General features: G+C 58.0%; 16 protein-coding genes and 1 pseudogene. All 17 read left to right on the top strand.

Translation table 11 applies throughout. The annotated features are described in order from the left end of the window. Window positions 1–102: 102 nt before the first annotated feature. The 17 genes and pseudogenes from alaS (at window position 103) to carB (ending at window position 20,134) form a co-directional block, all read left to right on the top strand. The gene (gene alaS, locus HMPREF2847_RS09605) at window positions 103–2,763 is read left to right on the top strand and encodes an alanine--tRNA ligase (RefSeq protein ID WP_070852273.1); all 2,661 of its coding nucleotides are present in this window, start codon (window positions 103–105) and stop codon (window positions 2,761–2,763) included. A 37-nt stretch (window positions 2,764–2,800) separates the two neighbouring features. Then, on the top strand, window positions 2,801–3,304 hold the full coding sequence (gene ruvX / locus HMPREF2847_RS09600; protein WP_070852272.1) for a Holliday junction resolvase RuvX: 504 nt from the start codon (window positions 2,801–2,803) through the stop codon (window positions 3,302–3,304). Between the two features lie 259 nt (window positions 3,305–3,563). Then, window positions 3,564–4,790 (top strand): endolytic transglycosylase MltG, encoded by a 1,227-nt coding sequence (mltG, locus tag HMPREF2847_RS09595; RefSeq protein ID WP_070852271.1) that lies wholly within the window; start codon window positions 3,564–3,566, stop codon window positions 4,788–4,790. A gap of 14 nt (window positions 4,791–4,804) precedes the next feature. Continuing rightward, window positions 4,805–5,620 carry a shikimate dehydrogenase gene (locus HMPREF2847_RS09590; protein ID WP_070852270.1) on the top strand — a complete coding sequence of 272 codons (816 nt, stop codon included), beginning with the start codon at window positions 4,805–4,807 and terminating at the stop codon, window positions 5,618–5,620. A gap of 26 nt (window positions 5,621–5,646) precedes the next feature. Beyond that, entirely contained in the window at window positions 5,647–6,258 is a 612-nt protein-coding gene (locus tag HMPREF2847_RS09585) for a prepilin peptidase (RefSeq protein ID WP_070852269.1), read from the top strand. Between the two features lie 94 nt (window positions 6,259–6,352). Further along, window positions 6,353–7,540, top strand: coding sequence for a chorismate synthase (gene aroC / locus HMPREF2847_RS09580; RefSeq protein ID WP_187401059.1), 1,188 nt, complete (start codon window positions 6,353–6,355; stop codon window positions 7,538–7,540). Between the two features lie 40 nt (window positions 7,541–7,580). After that, entirely contained in the window at window positions 7,581–8,102 is a 522-nt protein-coding gene (locus tag HMPREF2847_RS09575; RefSeq protein WP_070852268.1) for a shikimate kinase, read from the top strand. Between the two features lie 88 nt (window positions 8,103–8,190). After that, the gene (aroB, locus tag HMPREF2847_RS09570; RefSeq protein WP_070852267.1) at window positions 8,191–9,297 is read left to right on the top strand and encodes a 3-dehydroquinate synthase; all 1,107 of its coding nucleotides are present in this window, start codon (window positions 8,191–8,193) and stop codon (window positions 9,295–9,297) included. After that, window positions 9,297–9,773 carry a type II 3-dehydroquinate dehydratase gene (aroQ, locus tag HMPREF2847_RS09565; RefSeq protein ID WP_070852266.1) on the top strand — a complete coding sequence of 159 codons (477 nt, stop codon included), beginning with the start codon at window positions 9,297–9,299 and terminating at the stop codon, window positions 9,771–9,773. Before aroB ends, aroQ begins: the two co-directional genes overlap by 1 nt. After that, a complete protein-coding gene (locus HMPREF2847_RS09560; RefSeq protein WP_070852265.1) occupies window positions 9,770–10,942 on the top strand; it encodes a M24 family metallopeptidase in 1,173 nt (390 codons plus the stop codon). The genes aroQ and HMPREF2847_RS09560 overlap by 4 nt, the downstream gene beginning before the upstream one ends. A gap of 88 nt (window positions 10,943–11,030) precedes the next feature. Beyond that, a complete protein-coding gene (gene efp / locus HMPREF2847_RS09555; protein ID WP_070852264.1) occupies window positions 11,031–11,594 on the top strand; it encodes an elongation factor P in 564 nt (187 codons plus the stop codon). Window positions 11,595–11,642: 48 nt separating this feature from the next. Further along, a pseudogene (gene nusB / locus HMPREF2847_RS09550) lies at window positions 11,643–12,164 on the top strand (transcription antitermination factor NusB); the annotation flags it as partial. 433 nt (window positions 12,165–12,597) lie between these two features. Further along, the gene (gene pyrR, locus HMPREF2847_RS09545; RefSeq protein ID WP_038628907.1) at window positions 12,598–13,167 is read left to right on the top strand and encodes a bifunctional pyr operon transcriptional regulator/uracil phosphoribosyltransferase PyrR; all 570 of its coding nucleotides are present in this window, start codon (window positions 12,598–12,600) and stop codon (window positions 13,165–13,167) included. Beyond that, window positions 13,164–14,117 carry an aspartate carbamoyltransferase catalytic subunit gene (locus HMPREF2847_RS09540; protein WP_016422709.1) on the top strand — a complete coding sequence of 318 codons (954 nt, stop codon included), beginning with the start codon at window positions 13,164–13,166 and terminating at the stop codon, window positions 14,115–14,117. Before pyrR ends, HMPREF2847_RS09540 begins: the two co-directional genes overlap by 4 nt. Then, the gene (locus tag HMPREF2847_RS09535) at window positions 14,118–15,479 is read left to right on the top strand and encodes a dihydroorotase (RefSeq protein WP_070852262.1); all 1,362 of its coding nucleotides are present in this window, start codon (window positions 14,118–14,120) and stop codon (window positions 15,477–15,479) included. A 38-nt stretch (window positions 15,480–15,517) separates the two neighbouring features. Next, window positions 15,518–16,750, top strand: coding sequence for a glutamine-hydrolyzing carbamoyl-phosphate synthase small subunit (gene carA, locus HMPREF2847_RS09530; RefSeq protein WP_370523072.1), 1,233 nt, complete (start codon window positions 15,518–15,520; stop codon window positions 16,748–16,750). 24 nt (window positions 16,751–16,774) lie between these two features. After that, a complete protein-coding gene (carB, locus tag HMPREF2847_RS09525; RefSeq protein ID WP_070852260.1) occupies window positions 16,775–20,134 on the top strand; it encodes a carbamoyl-phosphate synthase large subunit in 3,360 nt (1,119 codons plus the stop codon).

The following is a 20,134-nucleotide window of genomic DNA, read 5'->3' as shown; positions in this document are numbered from 1 at the left end:
GCCGGTGGGGTGGTTTTAAAGTTGCTCGAACCGAGCGGGTAGACTGCTAGTTTTGTATTAAACATCTCGGACGCTCGACGTGAAACGAGGAAGTAGAACACCGTGCAGACTCATGAAATTCGAAATCGCTTCATCCAGCATTTCGTAAAGGCGGGACACACCGAGGTCCCCAGTGCCTCCCTGGTTTTGGATGACCCGAACCTGCTGTTCGTTAATGCCGGCATGGTGCCGTTCAAGCCCTACTTCCTCGGCAATGAGACTCCGGACTTCTCCACCGCGACCTCAATTCAGAAGTGCGTGCGCACACTGGACATTGAAGAGGTGGGTATCACCACCCGCCACAACACCTTCTTCCAGATGGCGGGTAACTTCTCATTCGGAAATTACTTCAAGGAAGGTGCCATCACTCATGCATGGAGCCTTCTGACTGGTGCTGTTGAGGACGGCGGCTTTGGCATCCCTGCTGAGAAGCTGTGGGTAACGGTTTTCCTCGACGACGATGAGGCCCATGACATCTGGCACGAGAAGGTTGGTGTGCCAGAGGAGCGCATTCAGCGCCGAGGTATGGCGGACAACTACTGGTCCATGGGTGTACCTGGCCCCTGTGGTCCGTGCTCAGAGATTTTCTACGACCGTGGGTCGGAGTACGGTGCTGATGGTGGCCCAGAGGCCGACGAGGATCGCTACATCGAGATTTGGAACCTCGTCTTCATGGAAAACGAGCGTGGCGAAGGAACAGGCAAGGACTCTTTCGAGATTCTTGGCCCGTTGCCGAAGAAGAACATCGATACCGGTATGGGGATCGAGCGTGTTGCTTTCCTGCTGCAGGGTGTCGACAACGTCTACGAAACCGACCTACTGCGTCCGGTTATCGACGAGGCTGAGCGGCTCACCGGTTCGAAATACAGCTCGAACCACCAGGACAACATCCGTTTCCGCGTCATCGCTGACCACAGCCGTACCGGCTTGATGCTGATGCTCGACGGTGTCACCCCCTCGAACTCCGATCGTGGCTATATTCTGCGTCGCCTTCTGCGCCGTATTATCCGCTCTGCGCGCCTGCTCGGCGCTAACGGTCCAGTGCTGGAGAAGCTGATTGGTATCGCGGCCGAGACCATGACCCCGTCGTACCCAGAGATCGCGGAGAACTGGAACCGTATTCGCCGCGTCGCCGTCGCCGAGGAAAAGACCTTCACCAAGACTCTGTCCGCTGGTGAGGAGCTGTTCGAGCGCGCGGCCACTAAGGCCAAGGCAGAGGGTAAAACCGTTCTATCCGGTCACGATGCCTTCACCCTGCATGACACCCACGGCTTCCCAATCGACCTGACCATCGAGATGGCCGAAGAAGCTGGCCTGACCATCGACCGCGAGGAATTCGATCGCGAGATGGCTGAGCAGCGTGCGCGTGCAAAGGCCGACAGCCAGGCAAAGAAGCAGTCGCACACCGACCTGCACGTCTACCGCGAGTTCATCGATGAACACCCGACGTCCTTCACTGGTTACGATCGGCTTGCCGACGAATCCACGATTCTCGGCATCATTGCTGATGGCCAGAAGCAGGCGTTTGCCGCAGAGGGCGATGAGATTGAGGTTATCCTCGACCGCACTCCGCTCTATGCCGAGGCCGGAGGTCAGCTGGCTGACCGTGGTCGAATCGTGACTGATTCCGGCGCTGTGGTCCACATCAACGATGTCCAAAAGGTGGGCAAGAAGCTGTGGCTGCACAAGGGCATCGTCACAGCCGGTGAGTTTACCCCGGGCGTCTCCGCTGAAGCTTTGGTAGACGAGCAGTGGCGTCACGGTGCTCGTCAGGCGCACACTGCAACTCACCTGATTCACGGTGCTCTGCGTCAGGTACTGGGGGATACTGCAACTCAGGCTGGTTCCATGAATAAGCCGGGCTACCTCCGTTTCGACTTCAAGTACGGTGAGCAGCTCACACCGGAACAGCTCCGTGAGATTGAGCAGATTACCAATGAGGCTGTCGACAACGACTGGGCTGTCAATACTGCCGAGATGCCGTTGGAAGAGGCCAAGGCCGCTGGTGCCATGGCATTGTTCAACGAAAACTACGGCGACATCGTCCGCGTTGTCGAGGTCGGTGGCCCGTTCTCAATTGAGCTGTGTGGCGGTACCCACGTTTCGCATTCTTCGCAGATTGGTCCGGTAGCTGTGCTAGGCGAGTCCTCTGTCGGATCGGGCGTGCGCCGTATTGAGGCCTACTCGGGTATGGATTCCTTCCGCTACCTGTCCACCGAGCGTCTCCTGGCTGAACGGCTGGCCACTGAATTCAAGGCTCCGTCTGCTGAGCTGCCAGACCGCATCGCAGCATTGGCTGAGAAGCTCAAGGTTGCAGAGAAGCAGCTCGCTGATTTCAAGGCCGGACAGCTGCTGGCCAATGCCGCATCTCACCTGGAGTCCGCTCGCACCATCGGCGATGTTACTTACCTCGGCCTTAAGCTTCCCGACGGTACGGAGATGAAGGACATCCGTTCGCTGGCTAATGACTTGGCGAAGCGTCTTGCGGATCGCCCAAGCGTTATTGCGTTGATTTCCAACGCTGGCGGCAAGGTTCCATTTGTGGCCTCGGTTTCGGATGAAGCCGTCAATCGCGGTATTAAGGCCGGCGATTTGGTGAAGCTGATGGGCGCTGAGGTCGGCGGCAAGGGCGGCGGTAAACCGGCAATGGCACAGGGCTCCGGCTCTGATGCCTCCGGTATCGACGCAGCATTGGCCGCTGTTGAGGCCGAACTGTCCAAGTAGCCAATTAACGGCTGTGCTATCGGAAGAGCAGTAAACAATGGCTAAGCCCCGCATTGATACCCCCGGCCAGGATGATCCCGGTTGGGGTCGACGGCTCGGAATCGACGTCGGCGATGTCCGCGTTGGTGTCGCAGTCTCTGACCCCGACTGTATCCTGGCGACCCCGGTTGAAACAGTCACTCGAGCAACGGGGCGAAAAGATCCTGACGGGCCGGATATTGACCGGCTCGTGGAACTCGCCACTGAACTTGAGGTCGTCGAGATTGTTGTCGGAATGCCCCTTATGCTCGACGGCACGTTCGGGACTTCTGCGCGGAAAGCTACTGACGTTGGATTCCGGCTGCAGCGCCGACTCGGTGACCGAGTCGTAGTGCATTACGCCGACGAGCGGATGACGACGGTAATGGCTCAATCACGGCTGCACGCAGCAGGTATTGATGTTAAGTCCGGGCGGAAGGTTATTGACCAGGCTGCGGCAGTAGAAATTCTGCAGTCCTGGTTGGACAGACGGGCAAAAGCTTTGGACGAAAATACCGACTAGGGGCACACAAAAGTTACCGAAAGGTGACAATTCACCCACCTTTGCGCAATTATTAAGTGTGTAATACCTGAGCACGTTTTCTTCGTGCAAGGGATTTGAAAAGTTGAAGTGGCGATTCACACCTACAATGCAACCTAGTGCTACGACTTCGTCGTAAAGCTATGTCGCACCAGTCGTTACCAGTCGCGTGTCGTACCCAAATGGGAGGACTCCTTGCTGATACCGATGGGAGAGTGAGCTGCGTTCGAGGAGATTATTGATGAGTAAAGACGCGCAGACTGCGCGCCGCACTGGTAGCGGCGGTGACGACCGGGACCGCGCTGGTGCTCGCAGCGGTGGGACAAAGCCTCGGGTTCGTCACCGCCAAACGGCAGTGGCAATCAATGTGACTTCTGTCCTGTTATGCGTGTTGGTCCTCGCAGTGATTGGCCTCGTCTGGAATCGTGGGGGCATTGTAGACGATTACGACGGCAAAGCCGAGGGGCCAATGACGATTGTTGAGGTCAGTGAAGGTACGTCACTTACTGATTTGTCCAATCAATTGGTGGAAAGCGGCGTCGTCAAGTCTTCCCGTGCATTCATCCAGGCCGCGAATGAAAACTCCCATTCAAGTGAATTGCAGCCGGGTTTCTACCGACTCCACCAGCGGATGAAGGCCGATGAGACAGTCGAGGCTCTTCTCAATGTCGAAAATCAGGTCGGTACCGTTGACATTCCGACTGGCGCCCGTTTCGCCGATACCCGCATTGTGTCCTCATCGGATGTGCGTAAGGGAGTTTTCTCGCTTATTTCAGAGGCCACTTGCGTTGAGGACAATGACTGCGTGTCCAAGGCCGATCTCGAACGTGCTGCTGGCGAGGCTGATTTGGCCGCGCTCGGTGTTCCAGAATGGGCAAGGGACGCGGTAGCTGCGCGTGGCAACGACCCTCGTCGTCTTGAGGGACTGATTACGCCGGGTGTTCATCACCTTGACCCGCAGCAGACGCCCGAACAGATGCTGGCAAAATTGGTCAAGGAATCGGTGAAGAACTATGAGGACACAGGGCTCATGGCTTCAGCGGACATGGTTGGTCTGTCTCCATACGAGCTGATTACCGCAGCTTCTCTGATTCAGATGGAGTCGCCAGATGGTGACTTCGATAAAGTCGCTCGCGTTATTCTGAACCGTCTGGAGGAGCCGATGCAGCTGCAGTTCGACTCGACAGTCAATTACGATCTGCCGGATCAGGAAATCGCAACCACGGATGAGGACCGCGCGCGAAAGACCGCATGGAACACCTACGCCAAGGAGGGGCTGCCGGAAACCCCCATTGCTTCGCCCTCCATCGAGGCGATTCGTGCCATGGAAAATCCTGCTGACGGCACCTGGCTGTACTTTGTCACGGTGGACAAGGAAGGAAAAACCGTCTTTAGCACGACCTTCGAGGAGCACGAGGCCGCTATTGACGAGTCACGCAGCAATGGCGTGCTGGATTCCAACCGCTAAGAGGTAGAACTCCTATGCCTATAACTCATCGCGCAGCCGTGCTGGGAGATCCGATTGATCACTCGTACTCGCCGGCTATTCACAACGCCGGTTACCGCGCTGCGGGAATGAATGACTGGCACTATGATCGCATTCGCTGCAACGCGGAAGAGCTTGCCGATGTCGTTGGTGGCGCAGACCCCAGTTTCCAGGGGTTTTCCGTCACGATGCCCGGCAAGTTTGCCGCGCTGGACTTCGCCGATGAAGTCAGTGAGCGCGCACGGCTCATTGGTTCAGCGAACACCCTGGTCCGTCGTGATTCGGGCTGGTTCGCCGACAACACCGATGGCGACGGCGTACTGGGAGCACTGCGCGAGATAGACTGCACGAACGCACCACGTGGTCGCGCCGTTGTTGTTGGTGCCGGTGGCACGGCACGACCGGCACTTTGGGCGCTGGCGCAGCTGGGGGTTAATCACGTGACCGTAGTAGCGCGCTCCGAGCGCGCATATGACATTGAACCGCTAGCTGCCGCGCTGGGGATGGAATTTGCTTGGGTGACTTTTGATGTTCCAAACCTGGCAGATATTGCTGGTAATGCCGACGTGCTGGTCTCTACGGTACCGTCAGCCGCAATTGAGTCGGTTGCTGGCTACCTCGCTCGGGCACCGAAGATTCTCGACGTCATTTACAATCCCTGGCCAACCCCACTTGTGAAAGCAGCGGAACGCGGAGGGACACAGGCGGTCGGTGGACTGTCCATGTTGCTACATCAAGCGGTGGGACAGTTTGAGCAGTTCACCGGACGCTCTCCCGATGTCGAGGCGATGCGTGCAGCGCTGCCGAACTAGCTCACACCCGTTACAATCCCAAAGTTATGGGGTGGGGAATAACTGAGATAGGGCTGTCTCCGAATGGACAGCACAGGATTGCCCCGGTCTACCTTGACCGGGTTTTCTATTTCCTAGTCGTGATGCTTGTTCTCGGCTGGGGCGGTATCGGCTGCTGGTTAGATGTGACTCGGCGAAGACTGCCGAACTGGTGGTTGGTGCTAGGGGCAGTGGGCCTGATAGCAATCACTGGAATGGTGCTCCAGCAAAAGGGCACCATGGCTGACAATCTCGTCACTGCGGTCGCAGCCGTAGGAACGGGGATAGGCCTCTGGTTTGGCCTCTATGTAGCAGTCTTTATGTTTAACCCACGCTCTATGGGGGCTGGAGATGTGAAGCTCGCAGCAATTCTCGGTGGCGGTGTCGGTCTGGTATCGGGCGAGCCAGTGGCGACAGCAATCTGGATTGCAGTGGCAACTCTGTTGGCTGCGGGACTCACTCTCCTCATGGCAGGAGCCACCGCGGGAAAGCGGCGCTTGGGTGACCGTCGTAAAGCAAAAACAGCGCTTGTACCGGCGAGCGTGCCTCATGGGCCTGCGATGCTTGCAGCAACCGCCATTGTGTGGGGGATAAGCGGAGGGCACCTACAAGTCCCCTGAAGCGGTAGACCAGGGGCGATAAAATGGGGCATATTTAATACTTGTATGCCCCCAAATGCACAAGAAGTACGGCAAACGTGACATTATGATACCTATGCTTCGTTGGACTACCGCGGGTGAATCTCACGGCAAAGCGCTTATCGCTCTCGTAGAAGGTGCGCCAGCCGGACTTCCCCTTACTACAGATGACGTATCGCGCCACCTCGCACGCCGCCGCCTCGGTTATGGTCGCGGGGCGCGAATGAAGTTTGAGGCTGATGAGGTCACGCTGCTGACTGGCATTCGACATGGTGAGACGCTGGGATCGCCGATTGGCATAATGGTCGGCAACTCCGAATGGCCTAAGTGGACTGAGGTCATGAGCCCGGATCCGGTTGACCCAGCTGTTCTGGATACAGCTCGTGGCGCCACCTTAACCCGCCCGCGCCCGGGGCATGCCGATTTCAACGGTATGCTGAAGTACAACCACACCGATGCTCGAAACATCCTGGAGCGTTCATCGGCTCGTGAGACTGCAGCACGTGTGGCGGCATCGGTTGTGGCCCGCTCAATTCTGCGTGAGACTCTCGGTGTGGAAGTTGTCAGCCACGTTATTTCCATCGGTCGTTCCGAGCCCTTCGAGGGGCCACTGCCGACCTTCGCCGATCAGGACAAGATTGACGAGTCGCCAGTGCGTGCATTCTCCGCAGCTGCGGAGGAGTCGATGATTGACGAAATCAAGGCTGCCAAGAAGCAGGGCGACACTCTCGGTGGCATCGTCGAGGTCGTTGTCCACGGTCTGCCGGTGGGCCTGGGATCGCACATTTCCGGTGATGCCCGTCTGGATTCGCAGCTTGCAGGTGCCTTGATGGGAATTCAGTCCGTCAAGGGCGTGGAGATCGGCGACGGTTTTGAGGAAGCCCGTCGCCGTGGCACCGAGGCCCATGATGAAATGGTGCGTACCGACGACGGCGTGGATCGTGAAACTAACCGCGCCGGTGGCCTGGAGGGGGGCATGACTAATGCTCAACCTCTCGTTGTGCGTGCTGCGATGAAGCCAATTTCGACCGTTCCGCGTGCGCTGAAGACCGTTGATATGGTCAGCGGCGATGCAGCTACCGCAATCCACCAGCGCTCTGATGTCTGCGCGGTCCCGGCCGGTGGTGTTGTCGCAGAGGCAATGGTCGCGCTAGTACTGGCGCGTGCAGTAATGGAGAAGTTCGGCGGCGATAGCCTGGAGGAAACCAAGCGTAACGTTGAGGGCTACTTGGAGCAGACTCGACGTCGCCTCAATTGGAAATAGCGCCACTGTCGCGCACACGAAGAAGGGTAAAACGAGGGGAATGTCCGTTCCTACTATTGTCCTTGTCGGACCGCCCGGATCGGGAAAGTCCACCATCGGTCGTCGACTGTCTCGTGCATTGAGCACGAGACTCACCGATACCGATGAGATGATTGAACAGCGCATGGGCAAGACTTGTGGTGAAGTCTTTTCCGAGCTGGGAGAGCCGGAATTCCGCCGCATCGAGGAACAAGTCGTGGCGGAGGCTCTGACCCACGACGGGATCGTCTCACTTGGCGGTGGTGCCGTGATTTCGCAGGCGACCCGTGACCTGCTGGCAGACCATAACGTCGTCTACCTCGAGATCAGCGTTGCAGAGGGCGTCCGCCGTACCGCGGGTAACAATTCGCGCCCGGTACTCCAGGCGGCTGACCCAGAGGCTCGTTACCGCGCACTCTATGAGGCTCGCCGAGCTTTCTACGAAGATGCAGCCACTTTCAAGGTGCGTTCCGACGAACGTTCCCCGCAGCGCGTTGTAGCCGAGATCCTCAGCTACCTCGATGAAACCTGCGACGAGGCTTAACTGGCGACTATTAAATGGCGGTAGCTAATCAACTGCCGCATAACCAGCAACTCCATACATTTCTTACGCTAACGACTAGGGACTGACAATGAACTCAACCCGCACAATCCGTGTTGAAGGCCCATCCCCGTACACGGTGACCATGGGGCATGGACTCACCGAGCAGATTGCGGAGGCCGCTACCTTTGCCTCCCAGGTTGCGGTGATTCACCAGGGGAGCGTTCAAGAGCTGAGCTTCGGTGTCATCAAGGCACTGGCGGACAAGGGCGTCGATGCCTTCAGCATCCAGATTCCAGATGCGGAGGAGGGTAAGACGCTCACAGTTGCTGAAACAGTTTGGGACACTTTTGGTGAACGCGGTCTGGGCCGGCGTGACGCGGTAATCGCGATTGGCGGCGGTGCAGCCACAGATTTCGGTGGATTCGTCGCTGCCGCGTGGATGCGTGGAGTGAAGGTTATCCAGGTCCCGACAACGCTGCTCGGCATGGTCGACGCAGCTGTCGGCGGTAAGACCGGTATCAACACTGCAGCCGGAAAGAACCTGGTCGGCGCCTTCCACGAGCCTGCCGCGGTGTTCTGTGACCTGGATGTCCTGCGCACCTTGCCGAAGGCTGAACTGATTGCGGGCTCGGCAGAGATCATCAAGGCTGGATTTATCGCGGACACGAAGATTCTCGATCTTTACGAGGCAAACCCGCAGACCTGCCTCGATGTTGACGGTGACTTGCCAGAACTGGTCGAGCGCGCGATTGCTGTCAAGGCACGCGTTGTCGCTGAGGATTTGAAGGAATCTGGCCTCCGCGAGATCCTGAACTATGGCCACACTTTCGGTCATGCCGTTGAGCACTTTGAAAACTACCGCTGGCGCCATGGCCACGCCGTAGCTGTAGGCATGGTTTATGTCGCCGAGCTGGCCAAGATCACCGGACATATTAATCAGGAACTTGTAGACCGCCACCGTCGCATCCTAGAGTCCATTGGGCTGCCAACGACCTACCAGGCGGGTCGTTTTACCGAGCTCTACGATGCTATGACCAGGGATAAGAAGAACCGCGATGGTGCGATCCGATTCGTTATTCTGGAAAACCCCGGTGAAACCGCCCGTCTTGAAGGCCCGGGCATGGATGACCTCGAGCGTGCATACGAACTGCTCTGCAACAATGGGCAGGCCGCATCTGAGGAGTCAACCCGCTAATGACCTCTCTTCGTGCAGCAACGGATGCCACAACGGCGATTCCGACCGTTCTTGTTTTGAACGGCCCGAACCTCGATCGTCTGGGCAAGCGTCAGCCAGAAGTTTACGGTGCCACTACTTTGGCCGATGTCGAATCTGAACTTCGCACCCTAGCCAAGGAGCTTGGAGTCGTAGTGGATTGCCGCCAATCCAACTATGAAGGTCAGCTCATCGAGTGGGTTCACGAAGCTGCTGATTACGGTTGGCCAGTAATTATCAATCCAGGAGGGTTGACACACACCTCCGTCGCCCTACGTGACGCGCTTGCCGAGATTGCCGACGGCGCGGGCTTCCACGAGGTTCATATTTCAAACATTCACGCCCGGGAGGAGTTTCGGCATCACTCGTATCTTTCGGCGCTTGCCGCGGGCGTTATCGTCGGATGTGGAACTGATGGCTATTCCATGGCACTGAGAAGGGTGAGTACGACACTATGACAGATATCTCCACGAACTACGCCGCCCGCCGAGCCGCTCTTATCGACGCATTGTCCGACAACGACTGCGACGGTTTCCTCACGGTCGATCCGACGCATGTTGGTTGGCTTACGGGTTTCCACGGCTCGAATGCTGGTTTGATTGTTGCGGCCAGTGGGGAAGCGCTGCTTTCCACCGACGGCCGCTATATGGTTCAGGCTGGCAAGCAGGCACCGGACGTGGAGTTACTCACCGCCCGCAACACCGGCGTGGCACTCGTCGGTCAAGCCCGAAAGTTGGATATTTCGCGTCTTGGTGTTGAATCTGAGTTCCTCACCATGGCTGCTTACCAAGAGCTAGAGGATGCCCGTCCACAGGCGCTCGAACTGGTATCGACTACGGGCGTCGTCTCTAAACTGCGGGAAATCAAGTCCGATACGGAACTCGTCGCTCTGCGCCACGTCGCCGACATCGCGGTCCGCGCATTCGAGGACTTGCTTCACGACGGCATCGTGGTCGCCGGCCGCAAGGAGCGCGAAGTCGCCGCAGAGTTGGAGTACCGGATGCGCATGCATGGTGCCGATCGGCCTAGCTTCGACACGATTGTCGCAAGCGGTCCGAATTCCGCCAAGCCACATCACGGAGCGGAAGATCGCGTAATCGAGGCAGGTGACCTGGTCACTATTGACTTTGGTGCCTTTGCCGGGGGCTACAACTCCGATATGACACGTACCCTCTTTGCCGGTGAGACGGCAACGTCGCCAAGCGAAAACAATCCGAACAGTACGTCGTCGGATCTGGCCGGCGCGATCGTTGCCGGTGTGGAGTTCGCAGACGAGAAAGCCCGAGAGATTTACAATGTCGTACTGGAAGCACAGCTGGCCGGCGTAAAAGCGGCCGTGCCAGGGGCTGATGTTGTGGCTGTTGACGCAGCATGCCGGGACATTATTGAAAAGGCTGGTTATGGGGAGCACTTCGTCCATTCCACCGGCCACGGGATCGGTATTGAGGTGCATGAGGCTCCATTTGCCGCTCGCACCGGCAAGGGGAAGTTGGCAGCTGGCATGACGTTGACCATCGAGCCTGGTATTTATGTTCCGGAGTTCGGCGGTGTGCGCATCGAAGATACGTTGATTATCACTGACACCGAGCCGGAAATTATTACACAGCTGCCGAAACCGCGAGCCTAACATCACGGCGTTTTTATTTTTCTCTCGATGAGATACGGAGTATCGTGGTTTCGTCAGAGAGCTTTTTAACAATTTCAGGAGAGTTTAGTTGGCTACCACCGCAGATTTTAAAAACGGTCTAGTTATCAAGCACGACAACAAGCTTCAGCAGATCGTGGAGTTCCAGCACGTCAAGCCAGGTAAGGGTCCGGCATTCGTCCGCACCAAGCTGAAGGACGTTCTGACCGGCAAGGTTGTTGACAAGACTTTCAACGCTGGTGTCAAGATTGAGACTGCTACCGTCGACCGCCGCGACATGACGTACCTTTACCACGACGGTGACGGATACGTCTTCATGGACGACAAGACCTACGACCAGATTTCTATCCTGGATGCTCAGATGCCGGAGGGTGCTAAGTTCCTGCTTCCGGAAACCACCTGCCAGGTGTCCTTCCATGAGGGCAACGTTCTTTTCGCTGAAATGCCTGTTTCGGTCGAACTGAAGGTTGAGCAGACCGACCCGGGTCTGCAGGGCGACCGCTCCACCGGTGGCACCAAGCCGGCAACTTTGGAGACTGGCGCTGAGATTCAGGTGCCGCTGTTCATCGAAACCGGCGACGTTCTGAAGGTCGACACCCGTGACGGTTCCTACCTGTCCCGCGTCAACCACTAATTCCCTCATCTAGTTCACCCTTTTGTTGAGAGCGATACATACACATCCATGACTGAAAAGGATCACAAGTCCGTTGACACCTCGGATGCGCAGGAGTCCGCGAAAGTTCGCGAACCTAACTACAAGCGCCACGGCGCGCGCTACCGTGCGCGCCGTCGTGCAGTAGATCTGCTTTTTGAGGCCGAGCAGCGAGGCGTCGACGTCGTCAAGCTTCTTGAAGAGCGGCTGGAAATGGTCCGTAATCCCGATTTGGATGTGAATCCAATTGCGGAGTACACCGAGCAGATTGTGCGCGGTGTAGCTGCGGAAATCATCGGTATCGACTCTACGATTTCTTCGTACCTGACGGAGGAGTGGCCGCTGCGTCGCCTACCGGCAGTCGACCGTGCTATTCTGCGTCTTTCCACCTGGGAGCTGTTCTACAACTCTGACGTGCCTCCGCGTGTGGCCGTGGTGGAAGGCGTTGAGCTGGCATCGGAATACTCCACTGATGTGGCGGCACCGTACATCAACGCAGTACTCGATGCTGAAGCCAAGATTGCCGACCAGGCACGCCTGGCAGCTGCAGCTGTGAGCACTTCGGTGGGCGAGTCCCAGTTCGATGAGGCTATCCAGGCACAGGCTGCCGCAAATGAGGAAGCTGACAAGGCATTGGTCGACTCCGATGAGATGGCTAAGATTACCGGCCTGGACATGAGCGATATTGCCAAGCTGGTGGCTGAAGACGTGGCTAAGAGTGAGAACGGGTCCTAGCCAGTCAAAGCGGCCGGGATTACTGCGAGTCAATCGCAGTCGGTTCTCGCGGATTGTCTGAAACTCCAAGTCCCTTTTTGGGGGCTTGGAGTTTTGTTGCATTTAGAGGCAATTTAAGCGTGGGTGCTATTCTGGTCAGCGGAAGTTTGCACCGCGACCGTAGTTGCGGGTCATGCAAACTGATAATCAAATATCCACAATCAAGACATCCTTTAACGGACCGCACTGAGAGGCGGGGAAGGAGGTCACGATGAGCGAAGGAACGCCGCAAACAACCGAGCTGCTCAATGCAGACGAAGTTGCACGTACCGTCGCGCGCATCGCGCACCAAATTATTGAAAAAACTGCGCTGGATAGCCCAAATGCTGGGCGCGTAGTTCTCCTTGGCATTCCATCTGGTGGCGTACCGCTGGCGGAAAAGCTAGCCGATTTGATTGAACAGTTCTCCGGCATACGTCCGGAAACTGGATCGCTCGATATCACCCTATACAGGGATGACTTGCGCAAGGGCCCGCACCGCGCCCTGCAGCCCACGAATATTCCGAACTCCGGAATTGACGGCACCACCGTTGTTCTCGTAGACGATGTCCTTTTCTCAGGTCGCACGATTCGTGCCGCACTCGACGCTATTGCTGACATCGGTCGCCCGCGAGTAATCCAGCTTGCAGTGCTGGTCGATCGTGGTCATCGCCAACTACCAATTCGCGCCGATTACGTCGGTAAGAATCTGCCAACTTCCCGCGACGAAGACGTCGATGTGCTGGTCGAGGCGCTTGACGGCCGCGACGCGGTTATTCTCACCCGGGCGGAGGAACAGTGAAACATCTGATTAGCATTGCGGATTTGACCAAGGATGAAATTGTCGGCCTGATGGATGAGGCCGATCGTTTCAAGGAGGTCATCCGCGGTCGGGAAATTAAGAAGCTGCCGACCCTGCGCGGCCGCACTATTTACAACCTCTTTTACGAGAACTCCACGCGTACCCGCTCATCTTTTGAGACTGCGGGTAAGTGGATGAGCGCCGATGTTATTAATATCTCAGCTTCCTCTTCCTCTGTGAAGAAGGGCGAGAGCCTGAAAGACACCGCGCTGACTTTGGATGCTATCGGCGGCGATGCCATCGTCGTTAGGCACCCATCGTCGGGAGCGGCACAGCTGATCGCCAAGTGGACTGAGGAATTTGGCAACGGCCCATCGATCATCAACGCGGGTGACGGAAAGCACCAGCACCCGACGCAGGCTCTCCTGGACGCGGTGACGTTGCGTCAGCGTCTCGGTGGAATTGAGGGGCGCAAGGTCGTCATCGTTGGCGATATCCTGCATTCTCGCGTCGCCCGCTCTAACGCCGATCTCCTGAGCAAGCTCGGTGCCGAGGTCGTCTTCGTCGCCCCACCGACATTACTGCCGTTTGGCATCGAGACCTGGCCGGTGCGTGTTGCCTACCGCATGGAGGACGAGATCCGAGATGCTGATGCCGTGATGATGCTCCGAGTTCAGCAGGAGCGCATGAACGGAGGCTTCTTCCCATCCCATCGCGAATACGCCACTCGCTACGGGCTGTCGAAGGCTCGTGAGAAGATGCTTCGCGACGACTGCATTGTGATGCACCCAGGTCCGATGCTTCGTGGCATGGAAATTAACGATGCCGTCGCTGATCTGCCGCGCACTGCCGTGCTGCAACAGGTAGCCAACGGTGTCCACGTCCGCATGGCAGTTCTTTTCACACTGCTGACCTCAGGCGTTTCCGCCAACTTGGAAGGGCAGGCATAAATGTCGAATCGCAATGAATATGACGAAGCCTCGTACCCCGAGGTAGGACCATTGGCAGCACCTGCACGGGGACAACTACTGCTGAAGGGTGTGCGCCCCTACGGTGAAGGCGAAGATGTCGACGTCTTAATTGAAGATGGCGTTATCGCTGAGATTGGCGAAAACCTCACGGCCGAGGACGGGGTAGAGGTCCTGGAGTTCGACTCCCTCGTTCTTCTGCCAGGTCTGGTTGACATCCATGTGCACCTGCGCGAGCCGGGCCGTGAAGATACGGAGACCCTGGCCACTGGTTCCGCTGCCGCAGCACGTGGTGGTTTCACCGCAGTGTTCACTATGGCCAATACCGCTCCGGTAACCGACGACCCTTCGATTGCTGAGTCGGTATGGCTCAAGGGCCAGGCGCTGAACCTCTGCGACATTCACCCGGTCGGCTCTATTACTAAGGGCCTGAAGGGCGAGACGCTGACCGAGTTCGGCATGATGGCAGACTCGCAGGCGAAGGTACGCATGTTCTCCGATGACGGTAAGTGCGTCGACAATCCGCTGATTATGCGCCGTGCGATTGAATACGCCCGCGGCGAAGACGTATTGCTGGCGCAGCACTGCGAAGATCCGCGTCTGACCGCAGATGCTTCGGCCCACGAAGGTGCGACCGCCGCACGTCTGGGCCTGACCGGGTGGCCGCGCGTAGCCGAGGAGTCCATCGTGGCCCGAGATGCCATCATGGCTCGCGACTACGGCGGACGCATGCATATCTGCCACGCTTCCACCGAAGGCACTGTTGAGCTGGTCAAGTGGGCAAAGGAGCATGATATTCCGCTGACCGCCGAGGTTACCCCGCATCACCTAATTCTCACCGATGAGAAGTTGGAGACCTACGACGGCGTCTACCGCGTCAACCCGCCGCTGCGTGAGCAGCGCGACACCCTGGCTCTGCGTCAGGCTCTGATTGACGGGATTATTGACTGTGTCGCTACCGACCATGCTCCGCACGGCTCTGAAGAAAAGTGCTGCGAGTTCGAGCACGCTAAGCCCGGCATGCTTGGTCTGGAGACCTCGATGCCGATTATCGCCGAAGAGTTCGTTTTGAAGGGCGATTGTGATTGGCGCTGGCTGGCCAAGGTCATGAGTGAGCGTCCTGCTCAAATTGTGAAGCTGCCGGGGCACGGCCGACCAATCGCTGTCGGTGAGCCTGCCAACCTGACCGTTGTTGACCCGGGCAAAAAGTGGACGGTCCGCGGCGAAGACCTGGCGTCGAAGTCCGAGAACACTCCTTATGAGGAAATGGAGATGGCCGTGTCCGTGGCAGCTACCGTGCTGCGCGGTAAGGTGACCGCTCTCAACGGAGAGGTCGCTGGATAATATTCATGTCAACGCATAAAAACTCACATGCGTCCCGTATGATTAATGTAAATTCCTCGCACGCTACCCAACTGAAAGGCAATAACGTGAGCAACGAGTCGCAGGCCGCGGCCGCTACAGCGGCAGTCCTGGTATTGGCAGATGGCCGAGTGTTCCGCGGACGCGGTTTCGGCGCCACCGGTACGACCCTGGGTGAGGCAGTTTTTACCACTGCTATGACGGGCTACCAGGAAACCCTGACGGACCCGTCCTACCACCGCCAGCTGATTGTGGCTACCGCACCACAGATTGGCAACACCGGTTGGAACGATGAGGACTACGAGTCCCGCGGAGACAAGATTTGGGCAGCTGGCTTTATTATCCGCGATCTGTCGCGTATTCCCTCGAACTGGCGCTCGGAGCGCAGCTTGGAAGATGAGCTGAAGGCACAGGGCATCATCGGTATTCGCCAGATTGATACTCGTGCGCTGGTTCGTCATTTGCGCGACAATGGCTCGATTGCCGCTGGCGTTTTCTCCGGTGAGGACGCACAACAGCCCGTCGATAAGCTGCTGGAGATCGTACGCGCTCAGCCTGCGATGAAGGGCGCGGACCTGGCTCGCGAGGTCAGCACCGATCAGGCCTATGTTGTGGAGGCACAGGGGGAGAAGAAGGCACGTGTTGTGGCCTACGACCTGGGCATTAAGTCCAACACCCCGCGTGAGCTGGCTAAGCGTGGCCTCGAAGTCGTAGTTGTTCCGGCTAACACTCCGTACGAGGATATTAAGAAGGAATACCAGCCGGACGGCGTCTTCTTGTCCAACGGCCCGGGTGACCCGGCAACTGCTGATGAGATGGTTGCGGTCGCTAAGGCTGCGCTCGATGACGGCATGCCGCTGTTCGGCATCTGCTTCGGTAACCAGATTCTTGGCCGCGCACTCGGCCTGAACACCTACAAGCTGGTCTTCGGTCACCGCGGAGTCAACGTCCCGGTGAAGGACCACCGCACCGGCCGCATTTTCATCACTGCTCAGAACCACGGCTTCGCACTTGAAGGCAAGGTCGGGGAGAGCTTCGATACGCCGTGGGGCGAGGCAGAGGTTACGCACACTTGCCTTAACGACGACGTCGTTGAAGGTGTCGCACTGAAGAACGGCATGGCCTTTTCTGTGCAGTACCACCCAGAGTCCGCAGCCGGCCCGCACGATGCGCACTCTCTCTTCGATGACTTCCTGGAGCTGATCCAGAAGGTCGATTTCAACAAGTCCGTAACCGGAAACTCGAACAAGTAGGAAAGGGCTAAGGGACCTAACACCATGCCACGTCGTACAGACATCAACCACGTACTGGTTATCGGCTCCGGCCCGATTGTTATCGGTCAGGCCTGTGAGTTCGACTACTCCGGCACTCAGGCTTGCCGCGTGCTGCGCGAAGAGGGCCTGCGAGTCACGCTGGTCAACTCCAACCCGGCAACGATTATGACCGATCCGGAGTTCGCGGACTCCACCTACATCGAGCCGATTGAAACCAAGTACATCGAAAAGATCCTGGCCAAGGAAGCTGCAGAGGGCAACCCGATTGACGCTGTCCTGGCAACTCTCGGTGGCCAGACTGCACTGAACGCAGCTATTCAGCTGGACCGCGAAGGCATTCTGGAGAAGTACAATGTCGAGCTGATTGGCGCTGATATTCCGGCCATTCAGCGCGGTGAGGATCGCCAGATGTTCAAGGACATCGTCGCCAAGATTGGTGGCGAGTCCGCTCGTTCTCGCGTCTGTCACAACATGGATGAAGTCCATGAGACTGTCGCAGAGCTCGGTCTTCCAGTCGTTGTGCGCCCGTCGTTCACCATGGGTGGTCTGGGCTCCGGTCTTGCTTTCAACCAGGATGACCTCGACCGTATTGCAGGTGGCGGCCTAGCCGCATCGCCCGAGGCCAATGTTCTGATTGAGGAGTCCATCCTCGGTTGGAAGGAGTTTGAGCTCGAGCTCATGCGCGATGGCGACGACAACGTTGTCGTGGTCTGCTCCATTGAAAACGTTGATGCCCTCGGTGTCCACACTGGTGACTCGGTAACTGTCGCTCCGTCGATGACTCTGACCGACCGCGAGTTCCAGACCATGCGTGACCAGGGCATCGCAATCCTGCGTGAGGTCGGCGTTGACACCGGTGGCTGTAACATCCAGTTCGCCATCAATCCAAATGACGGCCGCATCATCACCATTGAGATGAACCCGCGTGTCTCCCGCTCCTCGGCGCTTGCTTCCAAGGCAACTGGTTTCCCGATTGCAAAGATTGCTGCCAAGCTGGCTATCGGCTACACCCTCGATGAGATCACCAACGACATCACCGGTGAAACCCCGGCTGCGTTTGAGCCGGTGCAGGACTATGTGATTGTCAAGGCTCCACGCTTTGCTTTCGAGAAGTTCCCTGGTGCTGACGACACGCTGACCACCACCATGAAGTCCGTCGGTGAGGCCATGGCTATCGGCCGCAACTACATTGGCGCGCTCGGTAAGGTCATGCGCTCGCTGGAGAACAAGCCAGCTGGTTTCTGGACCGTCCCGGATGAGGACTTCGCAGGTGAACGCGCAAACGATGTCAACGCTGTCCTTGAGGACCTGAAGCGTCCGACTGAAGGCCGCATCTACGACGTTGAGCTGGCTCAGCGTTTGGGTGCTTCCATTGAGCAGATCCACGAAGCTTCTGGCCTCGATCCGTGGTTTATCGCCGAGATGGAAAACCTGCAGGATATCCGCAAGGAGCTTATCGACGCTCCGGTGGTGACCTCCGATCTGCTTCGTGAAGCTAAGTACTGGGGTCTCTCCGACGCCCAGATTGCTGCTCTGCGTCCGGAGTTGGCCGGGGAAGACGGCGTGCGTGAGTTACGCTGGCGCCTGAACATCCACCCGGTATTCAAGACAGTCGATACCTGCTCCGCCGAGTTCGAAGCACAGACTCCGTACCACTACTCGGCATACGAGCTGGACTCGGCTGCTGAGTCCGAGGTCGCTCCGCAGACCGAGAAGGAAAAGGTGATCATCCTCGGTTCCGGTCCGAACCGCATCGGCCAGGGCATTGAGTTCGACTACTCCTGTGTTCACGCGGCCCTCGAGCTCTCCCGCGTTGGCTACGAGACCGTCATGGTCAACTGCAACCCGGAAACCGTCTCCACCGACTACGACACCGCAGACCGTCTCTACTTTGAGCCGTTGACCTTCGAGGATGTCCTTGAGGTCTACCACGCTGAGAGCCAGTCTGGAAAGGTCGCAGGCGTCATTGTTCAGCTCGGTGGCCAGACTCCGCTGGGCCTGGCTGAGCGCCTGCAGGCCGCAGGTGTTCCGATTGTCGGCACTAGCCCGGAGGCAATCGACCTGGCTGAGGACCGTGGTGAGTTCGGCAAGGTCCTGGCTGAGGCCAACCTGCCGGCGCCGGAGTTCGGTACCGCCACCTCCTTCGCAGAAGCTCGCCAGGTTGCCGCTGGCATCGGTTACCCGGTGCTGGTCCGTCCGTCCTACGTCCTCGGCGGCCGTGGCATGGAAATCGTCTACGATGAGGCCACGCTGGAGGACTACATCAACCGCGCTACCGAGCTGTCCAATGAGCACCCGGTACTGGTTGACCGCTTCCTGGACAGCGCCATCGAAATCGATGTTGATGCACTGTGTGATGGGGAAGAGGTCTACCTCGGCGGCGTCATGGAGCACATCGAGGAAGCCGGTATTCACTCCGGTGACTCCGCGTGTGCGCTGCCTCCGATGACTCTGTCCGGAAGCATCATCGACAAGGTGCGTGAATCCACCAAGGCACTGGCACACGGCATCGGTGTGAAGGGCCTGATGAACGTTCAGTACGCACTCAAGGATGAGACCCTCTACGTCATCGAGGCCAACCCGCGTGCATCTCGTACCGTACCGTTTGTATCCAAGGCAACCTCGGTTCCGCTGGCTAAGGCCGCATCCCGCGTCATGATGGGTAGTACAATCGCGGAACTGCGCGAAGAGGGCATGATTCCGTCCAACTTCGACGGCGGTTCTCTGCCTGCTGACGCCCCGATTGCGGTTAAGGAAGCCGTCCTGCCGTTCAACCGCTTCCGCGACTTTGAGGGCCGCGCTCTCGACAGCCTGCTGAGCCCGGAGATGAAGTCCACCGGTGAAGTCATGGGTCTGGCCGACAACTTTGGTGCCGCTTTCGCCAAGGGAGAGCTGGCCGGTTTCGGTGAGTTGCCGACCGAGGGCACGATCTTCGTCTCGCTGGCCAACCGCGATAAGCGCACTCTGGTATTCCCGATTCTCACGCTGGCGGATATGGGCTTCCGCATCCTGGCAACGGAGGGTACTGCCGGCATGCTGCGCCGCAACGGTGTTGAGTGTGAGGTCGTCGCAAAGCGTACGACTGATTCCGAAGCGCCGTCTGACGAGCGGGACATTGTCGACATGATCCGCGACGGTGAGGTTGACATCATTATCAACACCCCATCCGGTTCCGCTGGCGCACGTTCTGACGGATACGAGATTCGCGCCGCTGCGGTGAGCCAGGGCGTAACTTGTGTGACTACCGCTCAGGGTGCTGTCGCCGCACTGCAGGGCATCCTGGCACTGCGCAACGGTGAGATGAGCGTTAAGGCTCTGCAGGAGCTCCACCCGGCAGAGTTGGCTGCTCAGGAGCAGGTCTAA

The sequence above is a fragment of the Corynebacterium sp. HMSC074C03 genome, from assembly GCF_001838285.1.
GTDB classification, from domain to species: Bacteria; Actinomycetota; Actinomycetes; order Mycobacteriales; family Mycobacteriaceae; genus Corynebacterium; species Corynebacterium amycolatum.
Note: the sequence above shows the minus strand (reverse complement) of the source record. Positions and strands in the feature narration are given on the sequence as shown.

Bases quoted from the DNA above. Each gene is read 5' to 3' on its own strand.
- ruvX (WP_070852272.1), top strand. From the start codon at position 2,801: ATGGCTAAGCCCCGCATTGATACCCCCGGCCAGGATGATCCCGGTTGG.
- mltG (WP_070852271.1), top strand. From the start codon at position 3,564: ATGAGTAAAGACGCGCAGACTGCGCGCCGCACTGGTAGCGGCGGTGAC.
- HMPREF2847_RS09590 (WP_070852270.1), top strand. From the start codon at position 4,805: ATGCCTATAACTCATCGCGCAGCCGTGCTGGGAGATCCGATTGATCAC.
- HMPREF2847_RS09585 (WP_070852269.1), top strand. From the start codon at position 5,647: ATGGGGTGGGGAATAACTGAGATAGGGCTGTCTCCGAATGGACAGCAC.
- aroC (WP_187401059.1), top strand. From the start codon at position 6,353: ATGCTTCGTTGGACTACCGCGGGTGAATCTCACGGCAAAGCGCTTATC.
- HMPREF2847_RS09575 (WP_070852268.1), top strand. From the start codon at position 7,581: ATGTCCGTTCCTACTATTGTCCTTGTCGGACCGCCCGGATCGGGAAAG.
- aroB (WP_070852267.1), top strand. From the start codon at position 8,191: ATGAACTCAACCCGCACAATCCGTGTTGAAGGCCCATCCCCGTACACG.
- aroQ (WP_070852266.1), top strand. From the start codon at position 9,297: ATGACCTCTCTTCGTGCAGCAACGGATGCCACAACGGCGATTCCGACC.
- HMPREF2847_RS09560 (WP_070852265.1), top strand. From the start codon at position 9,770: ATGACAGATATCTCCACGAACTACGCCGCCCGCCGAGCCGCTCTTATC.
- pyrR (WP_038628907.1), top strand. From the start codon at position 12,598: ATGAGCGAAGGAACGCCGCAAACAACCGAGCTGCTCAATGCAGACGAA.
- HMPREF2847_RS09535 (WP_070852262.1), top strand. From the start codon at position 14,118: ATGTCGAATCGCAATGAATATGACGAAGCCTCGTACCCCGAGGTAGGA.
- carA (WP_370523072.1), top strand. From the start codon at position 15,518: ATGATTAATGTAAATTCCTCGCACGCTACCCAACTGAAAGGCAATAAC.
- carB (WP_070852260.1), top strand. From the start codon at position 16,775: ATGCCACGTCGTACAGACATCAACCACGTACTGGTTATCGGCTCCGGC.